General features: G+C 73.4%; 19 protein-coding genes and 1 pseudogene. 11 read left to right on the forward strand and 9 right to left on the reverse strand.

The window, feature by feature from the left end:
- From PV343_RS29305 to PV343_RS29315, 3 genes and pseudogenes are all read left to right on the forward strand, one after another.
- Window positions 1-516, forward strand: a pseudogene (locus PV343_RS29305) (hypothetical protein); the annotation flags it as partial.
- Window positions 517-642: 126 nt separating this feature from the next.
- Complete coding sequence (locus PV343_RS29310) at window positions 643-1230, forward strand: pyridoxamine 5'-phosphate oxidase family protein (RefSeq protein ID WP_319150016.1); 588 nt, start codon at window positions 643-645, stop codon at window positions 1228-1230.
- Window positions 1231-1233: 3 nt separating this feature from the next.
- On the forward strand, window positions 1234-1938 hold the full coding sequence (locus PV343_RS29315; protein ID WP_319150017.1) for a L,D-transpeptidase family protein: 705 nt from the start codon (window positions 1234-1236) through the stop codon (window positions 1936-1938).
- On the opposite strand, the gene PV343_RS29320 is transcribed toward PV343_RS29315, so the two are convergent.
- Entirely contained in the window at window positions 1925-3511 is a 1587-nt protein-coding gene (locus PV343_RS29320; protein ID WP_319150018.1) for a HAMP domain-containing sensor histidine kinase, read from the reverse strand. The genes PV343_RS29315 and PV343_RS29320 overlap by 14 nt on opposite strands.
- On the reverse strand, window positions 3508-4248 hold the full coding sequence (locus PV343_RS29325; protein WP_319150019.1) for a response regulator transcription factor: 741 nt from the start codon (window positions 4246-4248) through the stop codon (window positions 3508-3510). The genes PV343_RS29320 and PV343_RS29325 overlap by 4 nt, the downstream gene beginning before the upstream one ends.
- Before the next feature lie 196 nt (window positions 4249-4444).
- Here PV343_RS29325 and PV343_RS29330 point away from each other — a divergent pair, with 196 nt between their 5' ends.
- From PV343_RS29330 to PV343_RS29365, 8 genes are all read left to right on the forward strand, one after another.
- The gene (locus PV343_RS29330; RefSeq protein WP_319150021.1) at window positions 4445-5797 is read left to right on the forward strand and encodes a ferredoxin reductase family protein; all 1353 of its coding nucleotides are present in this window, start codon (window positions 4445-4447) and stop codon (window positions 5795-5797) included.
- 10 nt (window positions 5798-5807) lie between these two features.
- Window positions 5808-6329 (forward strand): FMN-binding protein, encoded by a 522-nt coding sequence (locus PV343_RS29335; protein ID WP_319150022.1) that lies wholly within the window; start codon window positions 5808-5810, stop codon window positions 6327-6329.
- Between the two features lie 59 nt (window positions 6330-6388).
- Complete coding sequence (locus tag PV343_RS29340) at window positions 6389-7771, forward strand: ferredoxin reductase family protein (protein WP_319150024.1); 1383 nt, start codon at window positions 6389-6391, stop codon at window positions 7769-7771.
- 17 nt (window positions 7772-7788) lie between these two features.
- Window positions 7789-8622, forward strand: a complete 834-nt coding sequence (locus PV343_RS29345; RefSeq protein WP_319150026.1) for an FMN-binding protein — start codon at window positions 7789-7791, stop codon at window positions 8620-8622.
- Window positions 8623-8677: 55 nt separating this feature from the next.
- Entirely contained in the window at window positions 8678-9418 is a 741-nt protein-coding gene (locus PV343_RS29350; protein ID WP_387953389.1) for an FAD:protein FMN transferase, read from the forward strand.
- Between the two features lie 94 nt (window positions 9419-9512).
- Window positions 9513-9707: a hypothetical protein gene (locus PV343_RS29355; RefSeq protein ID WP_319150030.1), complete on the forward strand. Its 195-nt coding sequence runs from the start codon at window positions 9513-9515 to the stop codon at window positions 9705-9707.
- A 74-nt stretch (window positions 9708-9781) separates the two neighbouring features.
- Window positions 9782-11617: an ABC transporter ATP-binding protein gene (locus tag PV343_RS29360; RefSeq protein ID WP_319150031.1), complete on the forward strand. Its 1836-nt coding sequence runs from the start codon at window positions 9782-9784 to the stop codon at window positions 11615-11617.
- Entirely contained in the window at window positions 11614-12456 is an 843-nt protein-coding gene (locus PV343_RS29365; protein ID WP_319150033.1) for a serine/threonine-protein kinase, read from the forward strand. The genes PV343_RS29360 and PV343_RS29365 overlap by 4 nt, the downstream gene beginning before the upstream one ends.
- A 195-nt stretch (window positions 12457-12651) precedes the next feature.
- Here PV343_RS29365 and PV343_RS29370 read toward each other — a convergent pair whose 3' ends face one another.
- The 7 genes from PV343_RS29370 to argC form a co-directional block, all read right to left on the reverse strand.
- On the reverse strand, window positions 12652-13422 hold the full coding sequence (locus PV343_RS29370; RefSeq protein WP_319150034.1) for a zf-HC2 domain-containing protein: 771 nt from the start codon (window positions 13420-13422) through the stop codon (window positions 12652-12654).
- The gene (locus tag PV343_RS29375; RefSeq protein ID WP_319150114.1) at window positions 13412-13999 is read right to left on the reverse strand and encodes an RNA polymerase sigma factor; all 588 of its coding nucleotides are present in this window, start codon (window positions 13997-13999) and stop codon (window positions 13412-13414) included. The genes PV343_RS29370 and PV343_RS29375 overlap by 11 nt, the downstream gene beginning before the upstream one ends.
- Window positions 14000-14096: 97 nt before the next feature.
- Window positions 14097-14642, reverse strand: coding sequence for an arginine repressor (locus PV343_RS29380; protein ID WP_319150035.1), 546 nt, complete (start codon window positions 14640-14642; stop codon window positions 14097-14099).
- Between the two features lie 7 nt (window positions 14643-14649).
- Window positions 14650-15867, reverse strand: a complete 1218-nt coding sequence (locus PV343_RS29385; RefSeq protein WP_319150036.1) for an acetylornithine transaminase — start codon at window positions 15865-15867, stop codon at window positions 14650-14652.
- Window positions 15864-16772 (reverse strand): acetylglutamate kinase, encoded by a 909-nt coding sequence (gene argB, locus PV343_RS29390; RefSeq protein ID WP_319150037.1) that lies wholly within the window; start codon window positions 16770-16772, stop codon window positions 15864-15866. The genes PV343_RS29385 and argB overlap by 4 nt, the downstream gene beginning before the upstream one ends.
- Window positions 16769-17920 carry a bifunctional glutamate N-acetyltransferase/amino-acid acetyltransferase ArgJ gene (argJ, locus tag PV343_RS29395; protein ID WP_319150038.1) on the reverse strand — a complete coding sequence of 384 codons (1152 nt, stop codon included), beginning with the start codon at window positions 17918-17920 and terminating at the stop codon, window positions 16769-16771. Before argJ ends, argB begins: the two co-directional genes overlap by 4 nt.
- Window positions 17917-18945, reverse strand: coding sequence for an N-acetyl-gamma-glutamyl-phosphate reductase (gene argC / locus PV343_RS29400; RefSeq protein WP_319150040.1), 1029 nt, complete (start codon window positions 18943-18945; stop codon window positions 17917-17919). Before argC ends, argJ begins: the two co-directional genes overlap by 4 nt.
- Window position 18946 lies beyond the last annotated feature (1 nt).

Below are 18946 nucleotides of genomic sequence, written 5' to 3' on the forward strand. Positions count from 1 at the left end.
CGCGGCCCCCTGAAGGACAAGCGCGTCTCCACCATCGACCGCATCGCCATCGCCATCGGCCGCAAGGGCACCAAGCCGGCCGGTCTCGACGCACTGGCGCCGTGCGCCCTGAACGCGGGCGGGGGCGCGGCGGCGGGCGGCGGCCAGGGGCAGGCCACGGCCACCCCGGGCGCCGGGGCGGACCAGCAGGCCGGCGGCGCCGCGGCCGGCGGCAGCGCCGCCGTGGGCACGATCGGCTGCCCGGACGTCGCCTCCAGACTGCCCGCGGTGCCCGCGTCCGCGAAGGCCGAGGTCGACCGCAACCTCGCCCTGCTCCAGACCCAGATCCAGGAAGCCAACACCCGGCTGAAGAACACCGTGGGCCAGGGCGGACCGAACTTCGTCAACAACGCCATCCTCGGCCCCCTGAAGGACAAGCGCGTCTCCACCATCGACCGCATCGCCATCGCCATCGGCCGCAAGGGCACCAAGCCGGCCGGTCTCGACGCACTGGCGGCCTGCACGCTCACCAAGTGAGCTGACAGGAGGCCGCGGCCGCCCCGTGGGAAGCGCCGGCCGGGGCGGCCGCGGTGGTCCGCGAGGCTTCGCAGGACCCGTCAATTCGTCAGACGGTCGAAGGAGTCACGCCGATAATCGTCGGACATGGGAAAGATTTACGAGCGCATAGACGGCAGGCTCCGCACGTTCATCGAGGAGCAGCCCCTCTTCTTCACCGCGACCGCTCCCCTCGCCGGTGACGGCACGGTCAACCTCTCCCCCAAGGGGCTCCGCGGCTCCTTCGCCGTGCTCGACGAACTCACCGTCGCCTACCTCGACTTCGCCGGGTCCAACGCCGAGACCATCGCGCACCTGCGGGAGAACGGCCGGATCACCCTCATGTGGTGCGCCTTCCAGGGCCCGCCGAACATCGTGCGCGTCCACGGCCGGGGCGAGCCGGTCTTCCGCGACGACCCGCGTTTCCCCGGACTGCTCGCCCGCTTCCCCGACATCGACCCGGGCACCCACGGGCTGCGCGCGGTCATCGTCGTCCGCGCCGAACTGGTCCGCGACACCTGCGGCTACGCCGTCCCCTTCATGGCGTACGAGGAGGACCGTGATCTGCACGGCAAGCGCTTCGCCCGCGAGGACGACGCCTCGCTGAGCGCGTACTTCACCAAGAAGGAGCACATCGCGACGAGCCTGGACGGACTACCCGGGCTGCCGCTGCCGCTCCCGCCGTCTAGCGTCTGAGCCATGCGCCCCGCCGCCGTCGCCGCCGTCGTGTCCGTGTCCGCCCTCGCCCTGCTCGGTCTCGCGCCGGGCGCCGGGTCCGAGCCGCTGCCCGCGCGGATGGCGGACACCGGTGGCGGCAGCCAGCTCATCACCGCCGAGGCCCCGGCAGCCGACTCGACATCCGGGACGGTCACCTGGTGGGACCTGCGCGACGGTCGGTGGGTCCGGGCCGGTTCGGCGCCGGCCCGGTTCGGCGCCAAGGGGCTGGTGGAGGGTGACACCCGCAAGCAGGGCACGAACACCACGCCGACGGGGCTGTACGGCCTTCCGTTCGGCTTCGGGATCAAGGCGGCCCCGGTGGGCACCCGCGTCACCTACCGCCCGGTCGGGCAGAGTTCCTGGTGGTGCGAGGACACCGCGTCCACGGCGTACAACCGGTGGGTCGACCCGCTGCCGGCCGACTGCCGGGCCGCCGAGTCCGAGCAGCTCATCACCTACACCACGCAGTACGCCCACGGGCTCGTCGTCGGCTTCAACTACGACCGACCCGTGCGGGGGCGCGGGGCCGGGATCTTCCTGCACGTCAACGGGCGCGCGGCGACCGCCGGGTGCGTGTCCGTGCCGGAGGACGCGATGCGGCAGATCCTGACCTGGGCGGACCCCGCCCGGAAGCCGCACATCGCGATCGGCACCACGGACGGCACCACGGCGATCACCCGCTACTGACGTCGCCCAGGGGCAGCAGCACGGTGAACGTCGTCGCCCCCGGCAGGCTGTCCAGGGCCACCCGGCCGCCGTGCGCCTCCACCACGGCCGCCACGATCGACAGGCCCAGGCCCGCCCCGCCGCCGGAGGCGTCCGGACGGCGGCGGTGCTCGGCCCGGGTGAAGCGCTCGAAGACACCCGGCCGCAGGTCCTCGGGCACGCCCGGGCCGTCGTCGTGGACGGACAGGCGTGCCGTGCCGGTTGCGGCTGCGGTTGCGGTTGCGGTTGCGGTTGCGGCAACCTCCCCGGCCGCCGCGGACCTGTCGCCGTCCGCGGTCCCGCCGGCTCCCCCGGCCGCCCCAGCCGCCTCGGTCTCCAGGGTGACCGTGACCTTCGTGCCCGCGGGCGTGTGCAGCCGTGCGTTGGCCAGCAGGTTGGCCAGCACCTGGTGCAGCCGGTGGGTGTCGCCCGGCACCGTCACCGGTTCCGCCGGGAGGTCCAGGGTCCAGCGGTGGTCGGGGCCCGCCGCCCGGGCGTCCGTCACGGCGTCCAGGACCAGCCGGGTCAGGTCGACCGGCTCGCGCTCCAGCGGGCGGCCTGCGTCGAGGCGGGCCAGGAGCAGCAGATCGTCCACCATCTCGCCCATGCGGGAGGACTCGGCGGCGATGCGCTCCAGGGCCCGGGTCACCTCGGCGGGGACCGGACCCGGGTGCAGCAGGGCCAGTTCCGCGTGGCCGCGCACCGAGGCGACAGGGGTGCGCAGCTCGTGACTGGCGTCGGCGGCGAAGCTGCGCAGCCGCTCCTCACTCGCGTGCCGTTTGGTCAGGGCGTCCTCGACGTGGCCCAGCATGCGGTTGAAGGCGCCGGCCACCCGGCCGACCTCGCCGCGCGGGTCGGTCTCCGGGGCCCGGGCCGGCAGCGCGACCACGCCGCTGGCCAGCGGCAGCTCACTGACCCGGGTGGCGGTGTCCGCGACCCGGCTGAGCGGGCGCAGCGACCAGCGGACCCACAGTGCCCCGGCCACGCCGGTCACCACGAGCGCCAGGCCGAAGACGATCCCGGCCACCAGTTCCAGACGGCGGACGGTGGCCTGGACGGGCTCCAGCGGCAGGCCGGCGATCAGGACGTCCCGGTCCCGGCCGGCCGAGGCGACCACCCGGTAGTCGCCGAGGGCCGACAGGCCCACGGTGTGGGGCCTGCCGTCGGCCGGCACCCCGGCGAGCCGCGCCCGGTCGGCGGCGCTCAGGCCGACGTCCAGGTCGGCGGACGGGTCGCCGGAGCGGATCAGGCCCTTGTGGGTCACCCGGCCGTCCAGCAGCCGGGCGCCGAAGGTGCCGGTGGCCAGGCGGCGGGTGTCGCCGTGCTCGTCGCCGTCGTGGTCGTCCGGCAGCGCGCCCTTGTGCTCCAGGCTCTCCGGGAACCGGGTGCCGACCTGGGCGAGCTGTTCGTCCAGGCGCTGGGTCAGGAAGCCGTTCAGTTCGACGACCGCGGCGAGTCCCACGGCCGCGCAGCTCACGGCGAGCAGGACCACCAGGCCGAAGGTGAGCCGGGCGCGCAGGGTGCGGGGGCGGGGCAGTCGCCGTACCGGCCTCACCGTGCCACCGGCTTCAGGACGTAGCCGGACCCGCGCACCGTGTGGATCATGGGTTCGCGCCCCGCGTCCACCTTCTTGCGCAGGTAGGAGATGTACAGCTCGACCACGTGGGCCCGGCCGCCGAAGTCGTAGGACCAGACCCGGTCGAGGATCTGCGCCTTGCTGAGGACGCGGCGCGGGTTGCGCATGAGGAAGCGCAGCAGCTCGAACTCGGTCGGTGAGAGCTCGATCAGTTCGCCGCCCCGGGTCACCTCGCGGGCCTCCTCGTCCATGACGAGGTCGCCGACGGCAAGCCGGGGGCCCTCCTCCTGCTGCCGGGCCATGCCCGCCCGGCGCAGCAGGCCGCGCAGCCGGGCGACCACCTCCTCCAGGCTGAACGGCTTGGTGACGTAGTCGTCGCCGCCCGCGGTGATCCCGGCTATCCGGTCCTCGACCGCGTCCCGTGCGGTCAGGAACAGGACGCAGACCTCGGGGCTCACCTCGTGCAGCCGGCGCAGCACGGCGAAGCCGTCGGTGTCCGGGAGCATCACGTCGAGGACGACGGCGTCGGGCAGCAGCTCGCGCGCCGCGGTGACCGCCGAGGAGCCGTCACCGGCCGCGCGCACCTCCCAGCCCTCGTAGCGCAGGGCGCCGGTGAGCACCTCGGCGAGGTCGGGGTCGTCGTCGACGACGAGGACGCGCAGGGGCGTGCCGTCGGGGCGGGTGAAGGCGGGGCGGCCGGAGCGGGTCGTGTTCATCGCGCCTCCCAGCATCCCTCGCCGGCCGGGCGGCCGGCCGCCCGGCCTCCTCTGAGTTTCCTCTGAGTGACCGGGCAGCTCTCTGAGATCTGTCTGAGAAAGCCGCCGGGAACCGCCCGTCGGGGACTTTTTCAGAGGTCCCTCAGAACTTCGGCCCGCACAGTGACAGGGCTGACGGACGAAGGGAACGGCACTGATGACCACCGTGGAGACGAGGCGGACGGCACCGCCCCTGCCGGGGACCGCGCGGCGCTCCCCCGCGGGAGCGGTGCCGGCCGTGCTGTGGGCGGGGGCGGCGGCCGTGGTCGCGCTCTGGTGGGCGGACACCGGGTCCGTGGTCGGCACGGCCGGCTGGCTGACCGGGGCCGGGCGGATCGCCGGGCTGCTGTGCGGGTACGCCTGCGCGGTGCTGGTGGGTCTGATGGCCCGGGTACCGCTGCTGGAGAACCGGGTGGGCTCGGACCGGGTGGCGCGCTGGCACGCGATGGCCGGCCGGTACACGATCTGCCTGCTCGTCGCGCACGTCGTCCTGGTCCTCACCGGGTACGCCGCCCAGGACCGGGCCTCGCTGTGGCACGAGACGGTCACCGTGGTGCTGGACTACCCGGACATGCTGAAGGCCACCGCCGGCACGGTGATCCTGTTCGCCGTCGGCGTCACCTCCGCGCGGGCCGCCCGCCGCCGCACCAGCCACGAGTTCTGGTACTACGTCCACCTGCTCACCTACGCGGCCGTGTTCCTGGCGTTCTTCCACCAGCTCGCGCTGGGCGAGCAGTTCAACGGCGCTCCGGTCGCCACCGCCGCCTGGTACGTGCTGTACCTGGGGGTCGCCGCGCTGGTGGTGTGGTTCCGGATCCTCGCCCCCGTCCGGCTCAACCGCCGCCACCGGCTGCGCGTGGAGTCGGTGCGGCAGGAGGCGCCGGGTGTGTACTCGGTCGTCGTGCGCGGCCGGCACCTGGACGAACTGGGCACGCGCCCGGGGCAGTTCTTCCGCTGGCGGTTCCTCGGCGAGGGCATGGGCTGGACGTCGACGCCGTACTCCCTGTCGGCGCCGCCGCGCCCTGACCTGATGCGCATCACGGTGAAGGCGCTCGGCGACCACAGCGCGGCCGTGCCCCTGCTCCGGCCGGGCACCAGGGTGTGGGCGGAGGGCCCGTACGGCTCCCTGACCGCCGACCGGGCCACCTCCCGGCAGTCCCTGCTGATCGCGGCCGGGGTCGGCGTCACCCCGCTGCGGGCGCTGTTCGAGACGCTGCCCGGCGAGGTCACCCTGCTGTACCGGGCGCGCTCCGCCGAGGACCTGGCGCTGGGCGGCGAACTGGAGGCGATCGCCCGCCGGCGCGGCGGCCGGGTGCTGTACGCGCTGAACGGGCCGCGGGGCGAGCGCCCGGACCTGACGGCCGACTCCCTGCGGGCCACCTTCCCCGGGCTGGCCGGCCACGACGTCTACCTGTGCGGGCCGCACGGTTTCGCGCGGGACGTGTACGAGGCGCTGCGGGCCGCCGGGGTCCCGGACCGCCGCATCCACCACGAGTCGTTCGAGCTGTGAGGGCGTGGAAGTGCACGCGTTGAGGAAGAACCGACCGCTCCGCCGGATCGTGCTGGCCAGTGCCGCCACCGTCTCCGGGATGGTGCTGCTGCTGTCGCTGAAGCCGCACACGAGTCCCGGGCTCGCCGTGGGCTCCGCCGCCGCGGCCCCGGGGGCGAGCGCGAGCGCGCCGGCCGCGTCCGGCGGCTCGGCCGGGAGTTCGTCCGGCTCGTCCGGCAACTTGGATGGCGGCTCGGGGAGTACCGGCTCCAGCGTCTCGAAGTCCGTCACCGGGGACACCGTGCAGACCCGCTGGGGGCCGGTCCAGGTGCGGGTGACGATCAAGAGCGGCAGGCTCACCGAGGTGACGGCGGTCCAGTACCCGCAGGACAACCCGCGCGACCAGGAGATCAACGGCTACGCGCTGCCCCGGCTGCGGCGCGAGGCGTTGGCCGCGCAGAGCGCGGACATCGACATGGTCTCGGGCGCCACGTACACCAGCACCGGATACCAGCAGTCACTGCAGTCCGCGCTGGACTCCGCGACCGGCTGAACACTCCGCGCATGCGGCACGTATCTGTGGGCCGACGGTCAAGTCCCCCCGGAGGAACCGTGACCACCACGCTCGCAGGCGGACGTGCCGCCCGCCGCCAGACGATGCGCCGCATCCGCCCGCGCCGCTCCCCGGCCGTACCGCTGCTGCTGGCGGTCTGGGCGGGCGCGGCGGCCGTGCTGTGGCTCTGGTGGCACAACACCCCCTCGATCGCCGACGACAACGGCCGGATCCTGAACGCCGGCCGGATCACCGGTCTGCTGGCCGGCTACCTGATGGCACTGGTCGTGCTGCAGATGGCGCGGGTGCCCGCGCTGGAACGGCGCGTCGGCTCCGACCGGGTGGCCCGCTGGCACGCGATGAGCGGCCGGTACACGCTCTGCCTGGTCGTCGCGCACGTCTTCCTCACCATGTGGGGGTACGCGCTCCAGGCGGGCAAGTCGCTCGGCGACATCGTCCAGCAGACCGTCGACTCCGTCGAGCAGCTGCCGGACATGGGCAAGGCCGCGATCGGCACCGGCCTGTTCCTGCTCATCGGCCTGAGCTCGATCGGCGGTGTACGCCGCCGGCTGCCCTACGACACCTGGTACCACGTGCACCTGCTGACGTACGCGGCGGTGTTCCTGACGTTCTGGCACCAGATCACCACCGGCAACGACTTCGCGGTCGAGCCCACCGCCAAGACCTTCTGGTACGCGCTGTACGGCGTGGTGACCGCGCTGGTGGTCTGGTACCGGATCATCACCCCGGTGCGGCTGAACCTCCGTCACCGGATGCGGGTGGAGGCGGTCATCGAGGAGACGCCGGGCATCGTGTCGGTGCTGATCGGCGGCCGGAAGCTGCACCGGATGGGCGCGGAGGCCGGCCAGTTCTTCCGCTGGCGGTTCCTGGCGCCCGGGATGCGGTTCAGCTCGCACCCGTACTCGCTGTCGGCGGCGCCCCGCCCCGACATGCTGCGGATCACCGTGAAGGCGATCGGCGACCACAGCGCCCGGCTGCGCGAGCTGACGCCCGGCACCCGGGTGTGGGCGGAGGGCCCGTACGGCGCGCTCACCGCGCAGCGGCGCAGCCGGGGCAAGGTGCTGCTGGTCGCGGGCGGGGTCGGCATCACCCCGATGCGGGCGCTGTTCGAGACGCTGCCCGGGGCGGCCGGTGACATCACCCTGCTCTACCGGGCCAACACCACCCAGGACCTGGCACTGTGGGACGAGCTTGCCGCGATCGCCGACGAGCGGGGCGCCCGGCTGATGTACGCGGTGAACAGCCCCGACGGCGAACGGCCGGACATCTCCGCGGAGAACCTGGAACGGAAGATCCCGGACATCGACCGCCACGATGTCTTCATGTGCGGCCCGCCCGGGTTCGCGCAGACGGTGTACGAAGCACTGCGCGGCGCGGGGGTCCCCGCGCGCCGTATCCACCACGAGTCGTTCGAGATGTGAGCGGGAGCTGCTGAGCGATGAGGAAGAGCCACCCCATTCGGCGCGTCGTGCTGGCCACCGCCGCCACCGTGTCCGGTGTCGTGCTGCTGCTGTCGCTGAAGCCCGCCTCGGACCCGGCGGCCGCGTCGGCGGCGGGCACGGCGCCGCAGCAGACCGCGCCGGGGCAGCAGACGCCCCAGGGCGGTCAGCAGGGCGGCGCGCAGGCCGCCGCCGGCTCCGGCACGGTGACCGGTGACGCCGCGCAGACCCAGTACGGGACGGTGCAGGTACGGCTGACCGTCGCCGGCGGGAAGATCACCAAGGCGGAGGCCGTGCAGGCGCCCAAGGGCGGCCTGAGCGACCAGAAGACCCAGCTCGCGGTGCCCAAGCTCAACCAGGAGGCGGTGGCGGCGCAGAGCGCGCGGATCGACGCGGTGTCCGGGGCGACGTACACGAGCACCGGGTACAAGAAGTCCCTGCAGTCCGCGCTGGACAAGGTCAAGGCGTCCTCGGCCGGGTCCGGCGGGTCCTCGGGGACCGCCGGTTCGGCGGGGTCCGGCGGTTCGTCGGGTTCCGGCGGGTCCTCCGGCGCGGCCCAGGCCCGTACGGTCACCGGCAAGGTGTCCCAGACGCAGTACGGGCCGGTGCAGGTGCGGATCACGGTCAGCGGCGGGAAGGTCACCAGGGCGGAGGCGGTGCAGGCGCCCAAGGGCGGCCTGAGCGACCAGAAGACCCAGCTCGCGGTGCCCAAGCTCAACCAGGAGGCGGTGGCCGCCGGGAACGCGGACATCGACGCCGTCTCCGGCGCCACCTACACCAGTACCGGCTACAGGCAGTCGCTCCAGTCGGCCCTCGACCAGGCCGGTGGCTGACGCGGTGCCCGAACCGGCTGAGACGCCCGCCGCGCTGCGGCACGCGGAGGAGGTCATGGGGACCGTCTTCTCCTTCGACGTGCGCGGCGGCGACCCGGACGCGGTGCGGCAGGCGCTGCGGGAGGCGGTCTCCGGCCTGCACCGCGTCGACGCCCTCTTCTCCACCTACCGCGAGGACAGCGAGGTGTCCCGGCTCGCCCGGGGCGAGCTGGGCGTGGCCGAGTGCGCCCCCGAGGTCGCCGAGGTGCTGGAGCTGGCGGCCGAGGCCGAGCGGGTGAGCGAGGGGTGGTTCAGCACCCGCTACCAGGGGGTGCTGGACCCGACCGGGATCGTCAAGGGCTGGTCGGCGGAGCGGGCGGCGCGGCTGCTGGCGGCGGTCGACGGGGTGTGCGGGGTCAGCGTGAACGGCGGTGGGGACGTCCAGATGCTGGGCGCGCCGGAGCCGCATCGGCCCTGGCGGGTCGGGGTGTCCGACCCGCTGCGCCCCGGCGGGCTGGCGGCGGTGATCTCGGCGGCGGGCGTGGCCGAACTCTCCGTGGCGACCTCCGGCACGGCGGAGCGGGGCGCGCACATCGTGGACCCGCGCACGGGCCGCCCGGCGGTGACCGACCTGGTGTCGGTGACCGTGGTGGGCCCCCGGCTGACCTGGGTGGACTGCTGGGCCACGGCCGCGTTCGCGATGGGCTCGCGGGCGGGTCTTGCCTGGCTGGAGTCGCTGCCCGGGGTGGAGGCGCTGCTCATCACGGCCGGCGACGAGGTGCGGTGCACCGGCGGGCTGGCCGCACGACTCGGTTGAGTCCTGGAGTTTTTGTCACTCAATGCGGCAGAACGCCATCCAAGTTCCGTTCTGAGACGTATCCCCTAGGAAGACAAGTTTCGGGAGGAACGACATGGCTATCTTCAGCAGTCTGATGCCCGCCAGGCGCGGCGGCCGCAACGACGACTCGTCGAACAACGACGGCTCCGGGCACGGCCACGGCGACCACGGCGGCCACAACCGCGGCAGCGGACACGGTCACGGCGGCCACGGCGACCATGGGGACCACGGCGGTCACGGCGGCCACGGCGGTCACGGCGGTTACTGAGCACAGCCGGAGGCTGAGCGGACCGGAGGCACACGGACCCGGTCCGCTCGGCTGATGTCCGAGGAACTCCTGTCATGGCGCGTCTGCTGCGGCGCCTGCTGTCGGTGGGTGAGCCCACCGACGCCCTGGTCGCCCCCGCTCCGCCGGTGCCCCCGGGGGCGGTGTTCCGGCGGTTCTGGCCCTACACCCGGGGCTGGCGGCGCTGGCTGCTGCCCATCGTCTTCTTCAGCCTGGTCGGCCCCCTCGTCGACGCCGCCGAGATCTGGCTTTTCAAGATCGTCGTGGACGACGTGCTGGTGCCGCGCGATCTCCGGCCGTTCCTGTGGATCGCACCGGCCTATCTGGGGCTGGTCCTCGTCTCCGGTGTGCTGGGCTTCGCGGACGACGTGACGTCCACCTGGGTGAGCGAGCGGTTCCTGCTGTCCCTGCGCGCCGACGTCTTCCGGCACGTGCAGGGGCTGTCGCTCGGCTTCTTCGAACGCAGACGGCTCGGTGACGTGCTGTCCCGGGTCACCGGCGACGTCGACGCGGTCGAGACGTTCCTGCTCTCGGGCGTGGCGGACGCCCTCTACTACGTGATCCGGCTCGGGGTCTTCCTGGGCCTGCTCCTCTACCTGCGCTGGGACCTCACCCTGCTCGCCCTCTTCATCGTGCCCCTGTTCTGGGGCGCCGGCCGGCACTTCTCCCGGCTGATCAAGGAAGCCTCGCGGGAACGCAGACGGCTGAGCGGCTCGGTCAGCGCGATCGCCGAGGAGTCGCTGGGCAACGTCGCCCTGGTGCAGGCGTACAACCGGCAGGGCTGGGAGGAGCGCCGGTTCGAGCGGGAGAGCGCCGGCCGGTTCCGGGCGGCGATGGCCTCGGCACGCATCCGGGCCGTGTACCGGCCCGTCGTCGAGGTCATCGAGGTGGCCGGCGGCCTGGCCGTCATGGGCCTGGGCACCTGGAAGCTGACCCAGGGACAGCTGACCCTGGGCGGTCTGCTGGTGTTCCTGGCGCTGATCGGCAAGCTCTACAGCCCGGTGCGGGGCCTGTCCCGGCTCGGCACCACCTTCTACACGGCCTCCGCGTCGGCGGAACGGATCATCGAGCTGCTGGACCAGCGGCCGCAGGTGGCCGAGAGCCCCGGCGCCCGGCGGATCGGCCGGGCCCGCGGGGACGTGGAGTTCGACGGTGTCTGCTTCCGCTATCCCGGTACCGCCTCCTGGGCGCTGTCCGACGTGTCCTTCCACGCGGCACCCGGGGAGACTCTGGCGCTGGTCGGGGCGAGCGGGGCGGGCAAGTCGACCGTGGCCAAGCTCCAGCTGCGCTTCTACGACCCCGACCGGGGCGCGGTCCGGCTGGACGGGACGGACCTGCGGGACCTGGACCTGTCCGGGGTGCGGGAGAACGTCGCCGTGGTGCTCCAGGAGACGCTCGTCTTCCACGGGACCGTTCGGGAGAACATCGCCTACGGCCGGCCGGAGGCGACGGAGCCGGAGATCATGGCGGCGGCGCGCGCCGCCGACGCGCACGACTTCATCGAACTGCTCCCCGAGGGCTACGACACGCTGGTCGGCCAGCGCGGCCGGACGCTCTCCGGCGGGCAGTGCCAGCGTCTGGCCATCGCCCGCGCGATGGTCAGGGACGCGCCCGTGCTGCTGCTCGACGAGCCGACCAGCGGCCTGGACGCCGGCTCGGGCCGGCGGATCATGGACCCGCTGCGCCGGCTCATGGCCGGACGGACGACCATCGTCATCTCGCACAACCTGATGACGGTCCGGGAGGCCACCCGGATCGTGGTGCTCGACCACGGCCGGGTCACCGAGGACGGCACCCACGACGAACTGCTCCGGCACCGGGGGACGTACGCCCGGCTCAACCGGCTGAACGGCACGACCGACGTGGGGGCCACGGGAAGGGTGCTGTCGTGAGCGAGCCGGCCGGCGGGGCCGCCCCGCCGCTGCCGCCGGGCACGAAACCGGTCGCCGGCTACGAGGTCCTGGCGCATCTGACGCGCACCGGCTGGCTCGACGTGTACGACGCGTGGAGCGACGAACGGGACTGCCGGTGCGTGCTCAAGACGGTGCGCGCCGACCTGCGCGAGGAGGAGCGGCTGGTCCGGCGGCTGCTGCGGGAGGGCCGGTGGCTGCGGGAGTTCACCCATCCGCACCTGGTGCGCGCCTACGAGACCTTCGAGTCGCCCGAGCCGCTGGTCGTCCTGGAGACGCTGACCGGCGAGATGCTGTCCCACCTGGTCGACCGGCTGCGGCACCGGGCGGCCGCAGCCGACGTGGCGCTGCTCGGGGTCCAGCTCTGCTCGGCCGTCCACTACCTGCACGGGCGCGGGCTGCTGCACCTGGACGTCAAGCCGGCCAACGTGGTCGTGGACCGGGGGCACGCGAAACTGCTCGACCTGAGCCTCGCGCGGCCGCCCGGCCCCGCCCCGGCGGGCCTTGGCACGTACGGCTATCTCGCGCCCGAGCAGGTCAGCGGCGGGGCGCTCACGGCCGCCGCCGACGTGTGGGGCATCGGCGCCACCCTGTTCGACGTAGCCACCGGCGGACCGCCGTTCGACGGGCCCGGGACGCGGCCCCGACCGGTGCGGAGCGCCCCGCCGGTCGGGTCGAGGCGGCGGCTGCCCGCCGCCCTCGCCGCCGCCGTGGACGCCTGTCTGCGCACCGACGCCGCGTCCCGGCCCACGGTCGCCGAGCTGTCCACCGCGCTGGAGGCGACCCTGCCGGTCCCGCAGCGCCAGGCGCCCGGCCCCTGACGGCGCACGCGTTCGGATCCACCCCGGCCGGCGTCGGGGGAAAGGTCAGTCCACGGTCGGGGAAAAGGTGCTGTCCACCGCGCTGGAGGCGACCCTGCCGGTCCCGCAGCGCCAGGCGCCCGGCCCCTGACGGCGCACGCGTTCGGATCCACCCCGGCCGGCGTCCGGGGGGGAAGGCGTCGGGGGGAAAGGAGGTCAGTCCACGGGTGTCACCACGTGGGCCGTCTGCAGGTGTGCCTGGGCCAGGACGGTGCCGTCCGGGGAGGTCACGCGGGCGCCGGAGACCGACGCGGGGTCCACGTGGGCCGAACCACCCCACGCGCCGCGCCCGTCGCGCAGCCAGAAGTCGCCGGCGCGGACGGTGGTGCCGTCCGGGCGCTCCAGGATGCAGCTGACCTTGCCGCTGTAAGGAGTGCCTGACCCGTCGAGCGCGACGGTCATGAAGATCCAGCCGGGGGTGCCGGGATGGGCGTACACCTCGCCGGCCGGCGCTCCGCCCCGCGGGGGCGCGGTCATGTCCCCGACCATGACGGGTTCGGAGGAGACGGGGGCCGGCGGTGAGGCGGTGATCTCCTCGATGGCGCTGCCCACCGCCCAGCTCGCGAACCCGAAGGCGATCGCGAGCGCCGCCGCGATCGACGCGATCCGCAGCCGGGCCCTGCGGGCGCGGACGCGCACGCCTTGCTGGGCGGCGCCGGCCGCGTGGGCGTGCCTGGCCTCGTGCGCCGCCGCGTCGTGGGCGATGCCGCGGGCCACCCGGGACTCGAAGCCCAGCGGCGGCTCGCGGTCCGGCAGCAGACCGATCAGTCTGTCACCGACGACGCACAGTTCCCCGACGTACTCACGGCAGCCCGCGCACCGGTCCAGGTGGGCGAGCGCGGCGGCGCGCTCCCGGCCCGGAAGGACCCCGAGCGCCAGCTCGGCACCCGCCTCCCGCAACTGCTCGCAGGTCACGTCATTCGACATGGTCGCCTCGCTTCGGAGACGTGAGGGCGGTCCGCAGCTTCTGCATGGCCGCTCTGATCCGCGTCTTGGCGGTGCCCAGCGGGATCTTCTCCGCGTCGGCGACCTGCTGGGCCGTCATTCCGTAGACTCCTGCCATCACCAGGGCCCGGGCCTGTTCCCGCGGCAGTCGCGCGACCGCTGCCCGGAGCAGGGACGACGCCTCGTCGGCGAGCGCCCACCGCTCGGGGGTCTCGGTGACGACACCCACCAGCGCGTCGAGGTCCTCGGGTGCCACCGGCTCGGTGCGACGCGCGCGGACGGCGTCGATGGCGAGGTTGTGCGCGATGGTCGTCAGCCAGGTCGTGACCGACCCGCGGCGCGAGTCGTAGATCTGCGCGTGCCGCCACGCACGTTCGAACGTCTGCTGGGCGATGTCCTCGGCGAGCTGTGGGTCCCCGGTGACGGCCATGGCCACCCCGAAGACCCGGTGCTGGAACCTCCGTACGAAGGTGACGGCGAGTTCCGGATCACCGGTGGCCAGCCCGGACAGCAGTGCCTCGTCCGGGAGACGGCCCACGGGGAACCGGAAACCCGACACACCTTGATATACGGCCTGGCGCCGCCAGGGGATTGCCCGGCCGCCGGGAAAGATCACAAATCCATTCTCCGCCGCCGGGCCGGGCCCCGCACGCGGGTCAGTGCCCGTTCGTCGCCAGTCGCAGCAGATGCTCCGCCAGGGCCTGTCCCCCGGTGGGCTCGCGGCTGATCAGCATCAGCGTGTCGTCACCCGCGATGGTGCCGAGGATGTCGTGCAGCTCGGCCTGGTCGATGGCCGAGGCGAGGAACTGGGCGGCCCCCGGCGGGGTGCGCAGGACCACCAGGTTCGCGGAGGCCTCGGCGGAGATGAGCAGCTCCTGGGACAGGCGCCGCATCCGCTCCTCCTTGGCCGACTCCCCCAAGGGGGCACGCGGGGTGCGGAATCCGCCCTCGCTCGGCACCGCGTAGATCAGGTCGCCGTCGTTGTTGCGGATCTTGACGGCGTTCAGCTCGTCGAGGTCCCGGGACAGCGTCGCCTGGGTGACGCTCAGCCCGTCGTCGGCGAGGAGCTTCGCCAACTGGCTCTGGGAGCGCACCGGTTGCCGGTTGAGGATGTCCACGATCCGGCGGTGGCGCGCGGTGCGGGTCTGCGGCACGGCCGGGCCGTTGCCCGTCGGCTGCTCGTGGTCCTGCGCCTGGCTCATCGTCGTCTCATTCTCCGGATCGTCCGTCCCCGCCCACCGGGCTCGCTGCGTCGAGGATGCCGGGCAGCGCCCGCAGGAAGGCGCCTGTCTCGTCGTCGCGCAGGTTCAGCGGCGGCATCAGCCGTACGACGTCGGGAGCGGGCGCGTTCACCAGGAACCCGGCCTCCTGGGCCGCCTGCTGCACCTGTGCTGCGTGCGGCCCGGTGAGCACGATACCCAGCAGGAGGCCCGCGCCCCGGACATAATCGATCACCGGGTGGCCCAGGGCCTCGATTCCGTCCCGCAGCGCCTCGCTCTGCCGCTTGACGTTGTCGAGCAGGCCCTCGTCCGCGATGCTGTCGAGGACGGCGAGCCCCGCGGCGCAGGCGACCGGGTTGCCGCCGAAGGTCGTGCCGTGCTGGCCGGGGCCGAGCAGCTCGGCGGCCCGGCCGAAGGCCACGGTGGCGCCGAGCGGAAGTCCGCCGCCCAGTCCCTTGGCGAGCGTGACCACGTCGGGCAGCACGCCCTCGTGGGCCTGGTACTCGAACCAGCCGCCGGTACGGCCGATGCCGGTCTGCACCTCGTCCAGGACCAGCAGCGCCCCGGTGGCCGCGGTGATCGCGCGGGCCGCCTTGAGGTAGCCGGCCGGGGGCATCACGACGCCGTTCTCGCCCTGGATCGGTTCGATGACGACGAGCGCCGTCTCCTCGGTCACCGCGGCGGCGAGCGCCTGGGCGTCGCCGTAGGGGACGTGGGTGACGTCACCCGGCAGGGGCAGGAAGGGCTCCTGCTTGCCGGGCTGTCCGGTGAGCGCGAGGGCGCCCATGGTGCGGCCGTGGAAGCCGCCCTGGGTGGCGACCATGCGGGTGCGCCCGGTCAGCCGGCCGATCTTGAAGGCGCCCTCGTTGGCCTCGGCGCCCGAGTTGCAGAAGTAGACCCGGCCGTCGCGGCCGAAGAGCTGGAGGAGCCGTTCGGCGAGGGCCACGGGCGGTTCGGCGACGAAGAGGTTGGAGACGTGGCCGAGCGAGGCGATCTGCCGGCTCACCGCCTCCACGACGGCCGGGTGGGCGTGGCCGAGCGCGTTGACCGCGATGCCGCCGACGAAGTCCAGGTACTGCGTGCCGTCGGCGTCCCAGAGCCGGGTGCCCTCGCCGCGCACGAGGGGCAGCCGCGGGGTGCCGTAGTTGTTCATCAGCGCACCCTGCCAGCGCGCGGTCAGCTCCGCGTTGGTGGCGGTCCCGGTCATGACTGCTCCCCCTCGGCTTCGTCGGGCACGACCATGGTGCCGATGCCCTCGTCGGTGAAGATCTCCAGCAGGATGGAGTGCTGCACCCGGCCGTCGATGACGCGGGCGGTGTGCACGCCGTTGCGCACGGCGTGCAGGCAGCCCTCCATCTTCGGCACCATGCCGGAGCTGAGGTCCGGCAGCAGCTTCTCCAGCTGGGACGCGGTGAGGCGGCTGATCACCTCGTCGGAGTGGGGCCAGTCCTCGTAGAGGCCCTCGACGTCCGTGAGGACCATGAGGGTTTCGGCCCCCAGTGCCGCAGCGAGTGCCGCAGCCGCCGTATCAGCATTGACGTTGTAGACATGTCCGTCGTCCTGACTGCGGGCGATCGAGGAGACGACCGGGATGCGGCCGTCGGCCAGCAGGGCCTCGATCGCGCCGGTGTCGATCGCGGTGATCTCGCCGACCCGGCCGATGTCGACCGGTTCGCCGTCGATCTCGGGCCGGTGCCGGGTGGCGGTGATGGTGTGGGCGTCCTCGCCCGTCAGGCCCACGGCGAGCGGGCCGTGCTCGTTGAGCAGCCCGACCAGTTCGCGCTGCACCTGGCCGGCCAGCACCATCCGGACGACGTCCATGGCCTCCTCGGTGGTGACCCGGAGGCCGGCCTTGAACTCGCTGACGATGCCGTGCCGGTCGAGGGCGGCGCTGATCTGGGGGCCGCCGCCGTGGACGACGACCGGCCTGAGGCCGGCGTGGTGCAGGAAGACGACGTCCTGGGCGAAGGCGGCCTTGAGGTCCTCGTCGATCATGGCGTTGCCGCCGAACTTGATGACGACCGTCCGCCCGTTGTGCTTGACCAGCCAGGGCAGCGCCTCGATGAGGATCTGGGCCTTGGGGAGCGCGGTGTGCTTACGCGTGGTGCTCATGAGGAGTAGGCGCTGTTCTCGTGGACGTAGTCGGCGGTGAGGTCGTTGGTCCAGATGGTGGCGGTCTCGGACCCGGCGGCGAGGTCGGCGACGATGTGCACCTCGCGGTAGCGCATGTCCACCTTCTCGCGGTCCTCGCCGACGCCGCCGTCCTTGCACACCCAGACGCCGTTGATCGCGACGTTGAGCCGGTCCGGCTCGAAGGCGGCCCGCGTCGTGCCGATGGCGGAGAGCACACGGCCCCAGTTGGGGTCCTCGCCGTGGATGGCGCACTTGAGGAGGTTGTTGCGAGCGATGGAGCGGCCCACCTCGACGGCGTCGTCCTCGGTCGCGGCGTTGATCACCTCGACCTTGATGTCCTTGCTGGCGCCCTCCGCGTCGCGGATGAGCTGCTGACCGAGGTCGTCGCAGACGGCCCGTACGGCCTCGGCGAACTCCGCGTGGTCCGGCGTGACACCGGAGGAGCCGGAGGCGAGCAGCAGCACGGTGTCGTTGGTGGACATGCAGCCGTCGGAGTCGACCCGGTCGAAGGTGACCTTGGTGGCGGCCCGCAGCGCCCGGTCCAGTTCGTCGCTGCCGACGACCGCGTCCGTGGTGAGGACCACGAGCATGGTGGCGAGGCCGGGGGCGAGCATGCCCGCGCCCTTCGCCATGCCGCCGACGGTCCAGCCGTCCTTGGTCACGACGGACGTCTTGTGGACGGTGTCGGTGGTCTTGATCGCGATGGCGGCCTTCTCGCCGCCGTGCTCGCTCAGCGCGGCGGCCGCCGCCTCGACGCCCGGCAGCAGCTTGTCCATCGGGAGCAGCACACCGATCAGGCCGGTCGAGCAGACGGCGACCTCGATCGCGCCCCGCCCGAGCACCTCGGCCGCCTTCTCGGCGGTGGCGTGCGTGTCCTGGAAGCCCTTGGGGCCGGTGCAGGCGTTGGCGCCGCCGGAGTTGAGGACGACGGCCGAGACCTGGCCGCCCTTGAGGACCTGCTCGGACCACAGGACGGGCGCGGCCTTCACGCGGTTGGAGGTGAAGACACCGGCGGCGGCGCGGCGGGGCCCGTCGTTGACCACGAGGGCCAGGTCCGGGTTGCCGTTCTCCTTGATCCCGGCGGCGATGCCCGCGGCCGTGAATCCCTTTGCTGCCGTCACGCTCACGGCGCAACTCCGATCGTCGTCAGCCCGGTGGACTCCGCGAGCCCGAGGGCGAGGTTCATGCTCTGGACGGCACCGCCCGCGGTGCCCTTGGTCAGGTTGTCGATGGCGCTGATCGCGATGATGCGGTGCGCCGCCTCGTCCAGGGCGACCTGCACCTGAACGGCGTTGGAACCGTGGACGGACGCCGTGGCCGGCCACTGGCCCTCGGGGAGCAGGCGGACGAAGGGCTCGTCGGCGTACGCCTTCTCGTAGGCGGCCCGCAGCGACTCGGCGGTGACGCCGTCCCGCGCCCGGGCGCTGCACGTGGCCAGGATGCCGCGGGGCATCGGCGCCAGGGTCGGGGTGAAGGACACGGAGATCCGCTCGCCGGCCACGCCGCTGAGGTTCTGGATCATCTCGGGGGTGTGCCGGTGGCCGCCGCCCACGCCGTACGGCGACATGGAGCCCATGACCTCGCTGCCCAGCAGGTGCGGCCTGGGCGCCTTGCCCGCGCCGGAGGTGCCGGAGGCGGCGACGATCACCGCCTCGGGCTCGGCGAGGCGGGCCGCGTGGGCCGGGAACAGGGCGAGGGTGACGGCGGTGGGGTAGCAACCGGGCACCGCGATGCGCTTGGACCCCTCCAGCGCGGCGCGGGCACCCGGCAGTTCGGGAAGGCCGTAGGGCCAGGTGCCGGCGTGCGGTGAGCCGTAGAAGCGCTCCCAGTCGGCCGGGTCCTTCAGCCGGAAGTCGGCGCCCATGTCGATCACGAGCACGTCCGGGCCGAGCTGCTCGGCGACGGCGGCGGACTGCCCGTGCGGCAGAGCGAGGAAGACGACGTCGTGCCCGGCGAGGGCCTCGGGGGTGGTCCCGGTCAGCACGCGGTCGGCCAGCGGCAGCAGGTGCGGCTGGAGCGCGCCGAGGCGCTGGCCCGCGTTGGAGCTGCCGGTCAGGGCACCGATCTCGACCTCGGGGTGTGCGAGGAGCAGCCGCAGGACCTCTCCGCCCGCGTATCCGCTCGCCCCGGCCACCGCCGCACGTACCGCCATG

The sequence above is a fragment of the Streptomyces sp. WI03-4A genome (assembly GCF_033792105.1).
GTDB classification, from domain to species: domain Bacteria; phylum Actinomycetota; class Actinomycetes; order Streptomycetales; family Streptomycetaceae; genus Streptomyces; species Streptomyces collinus_A.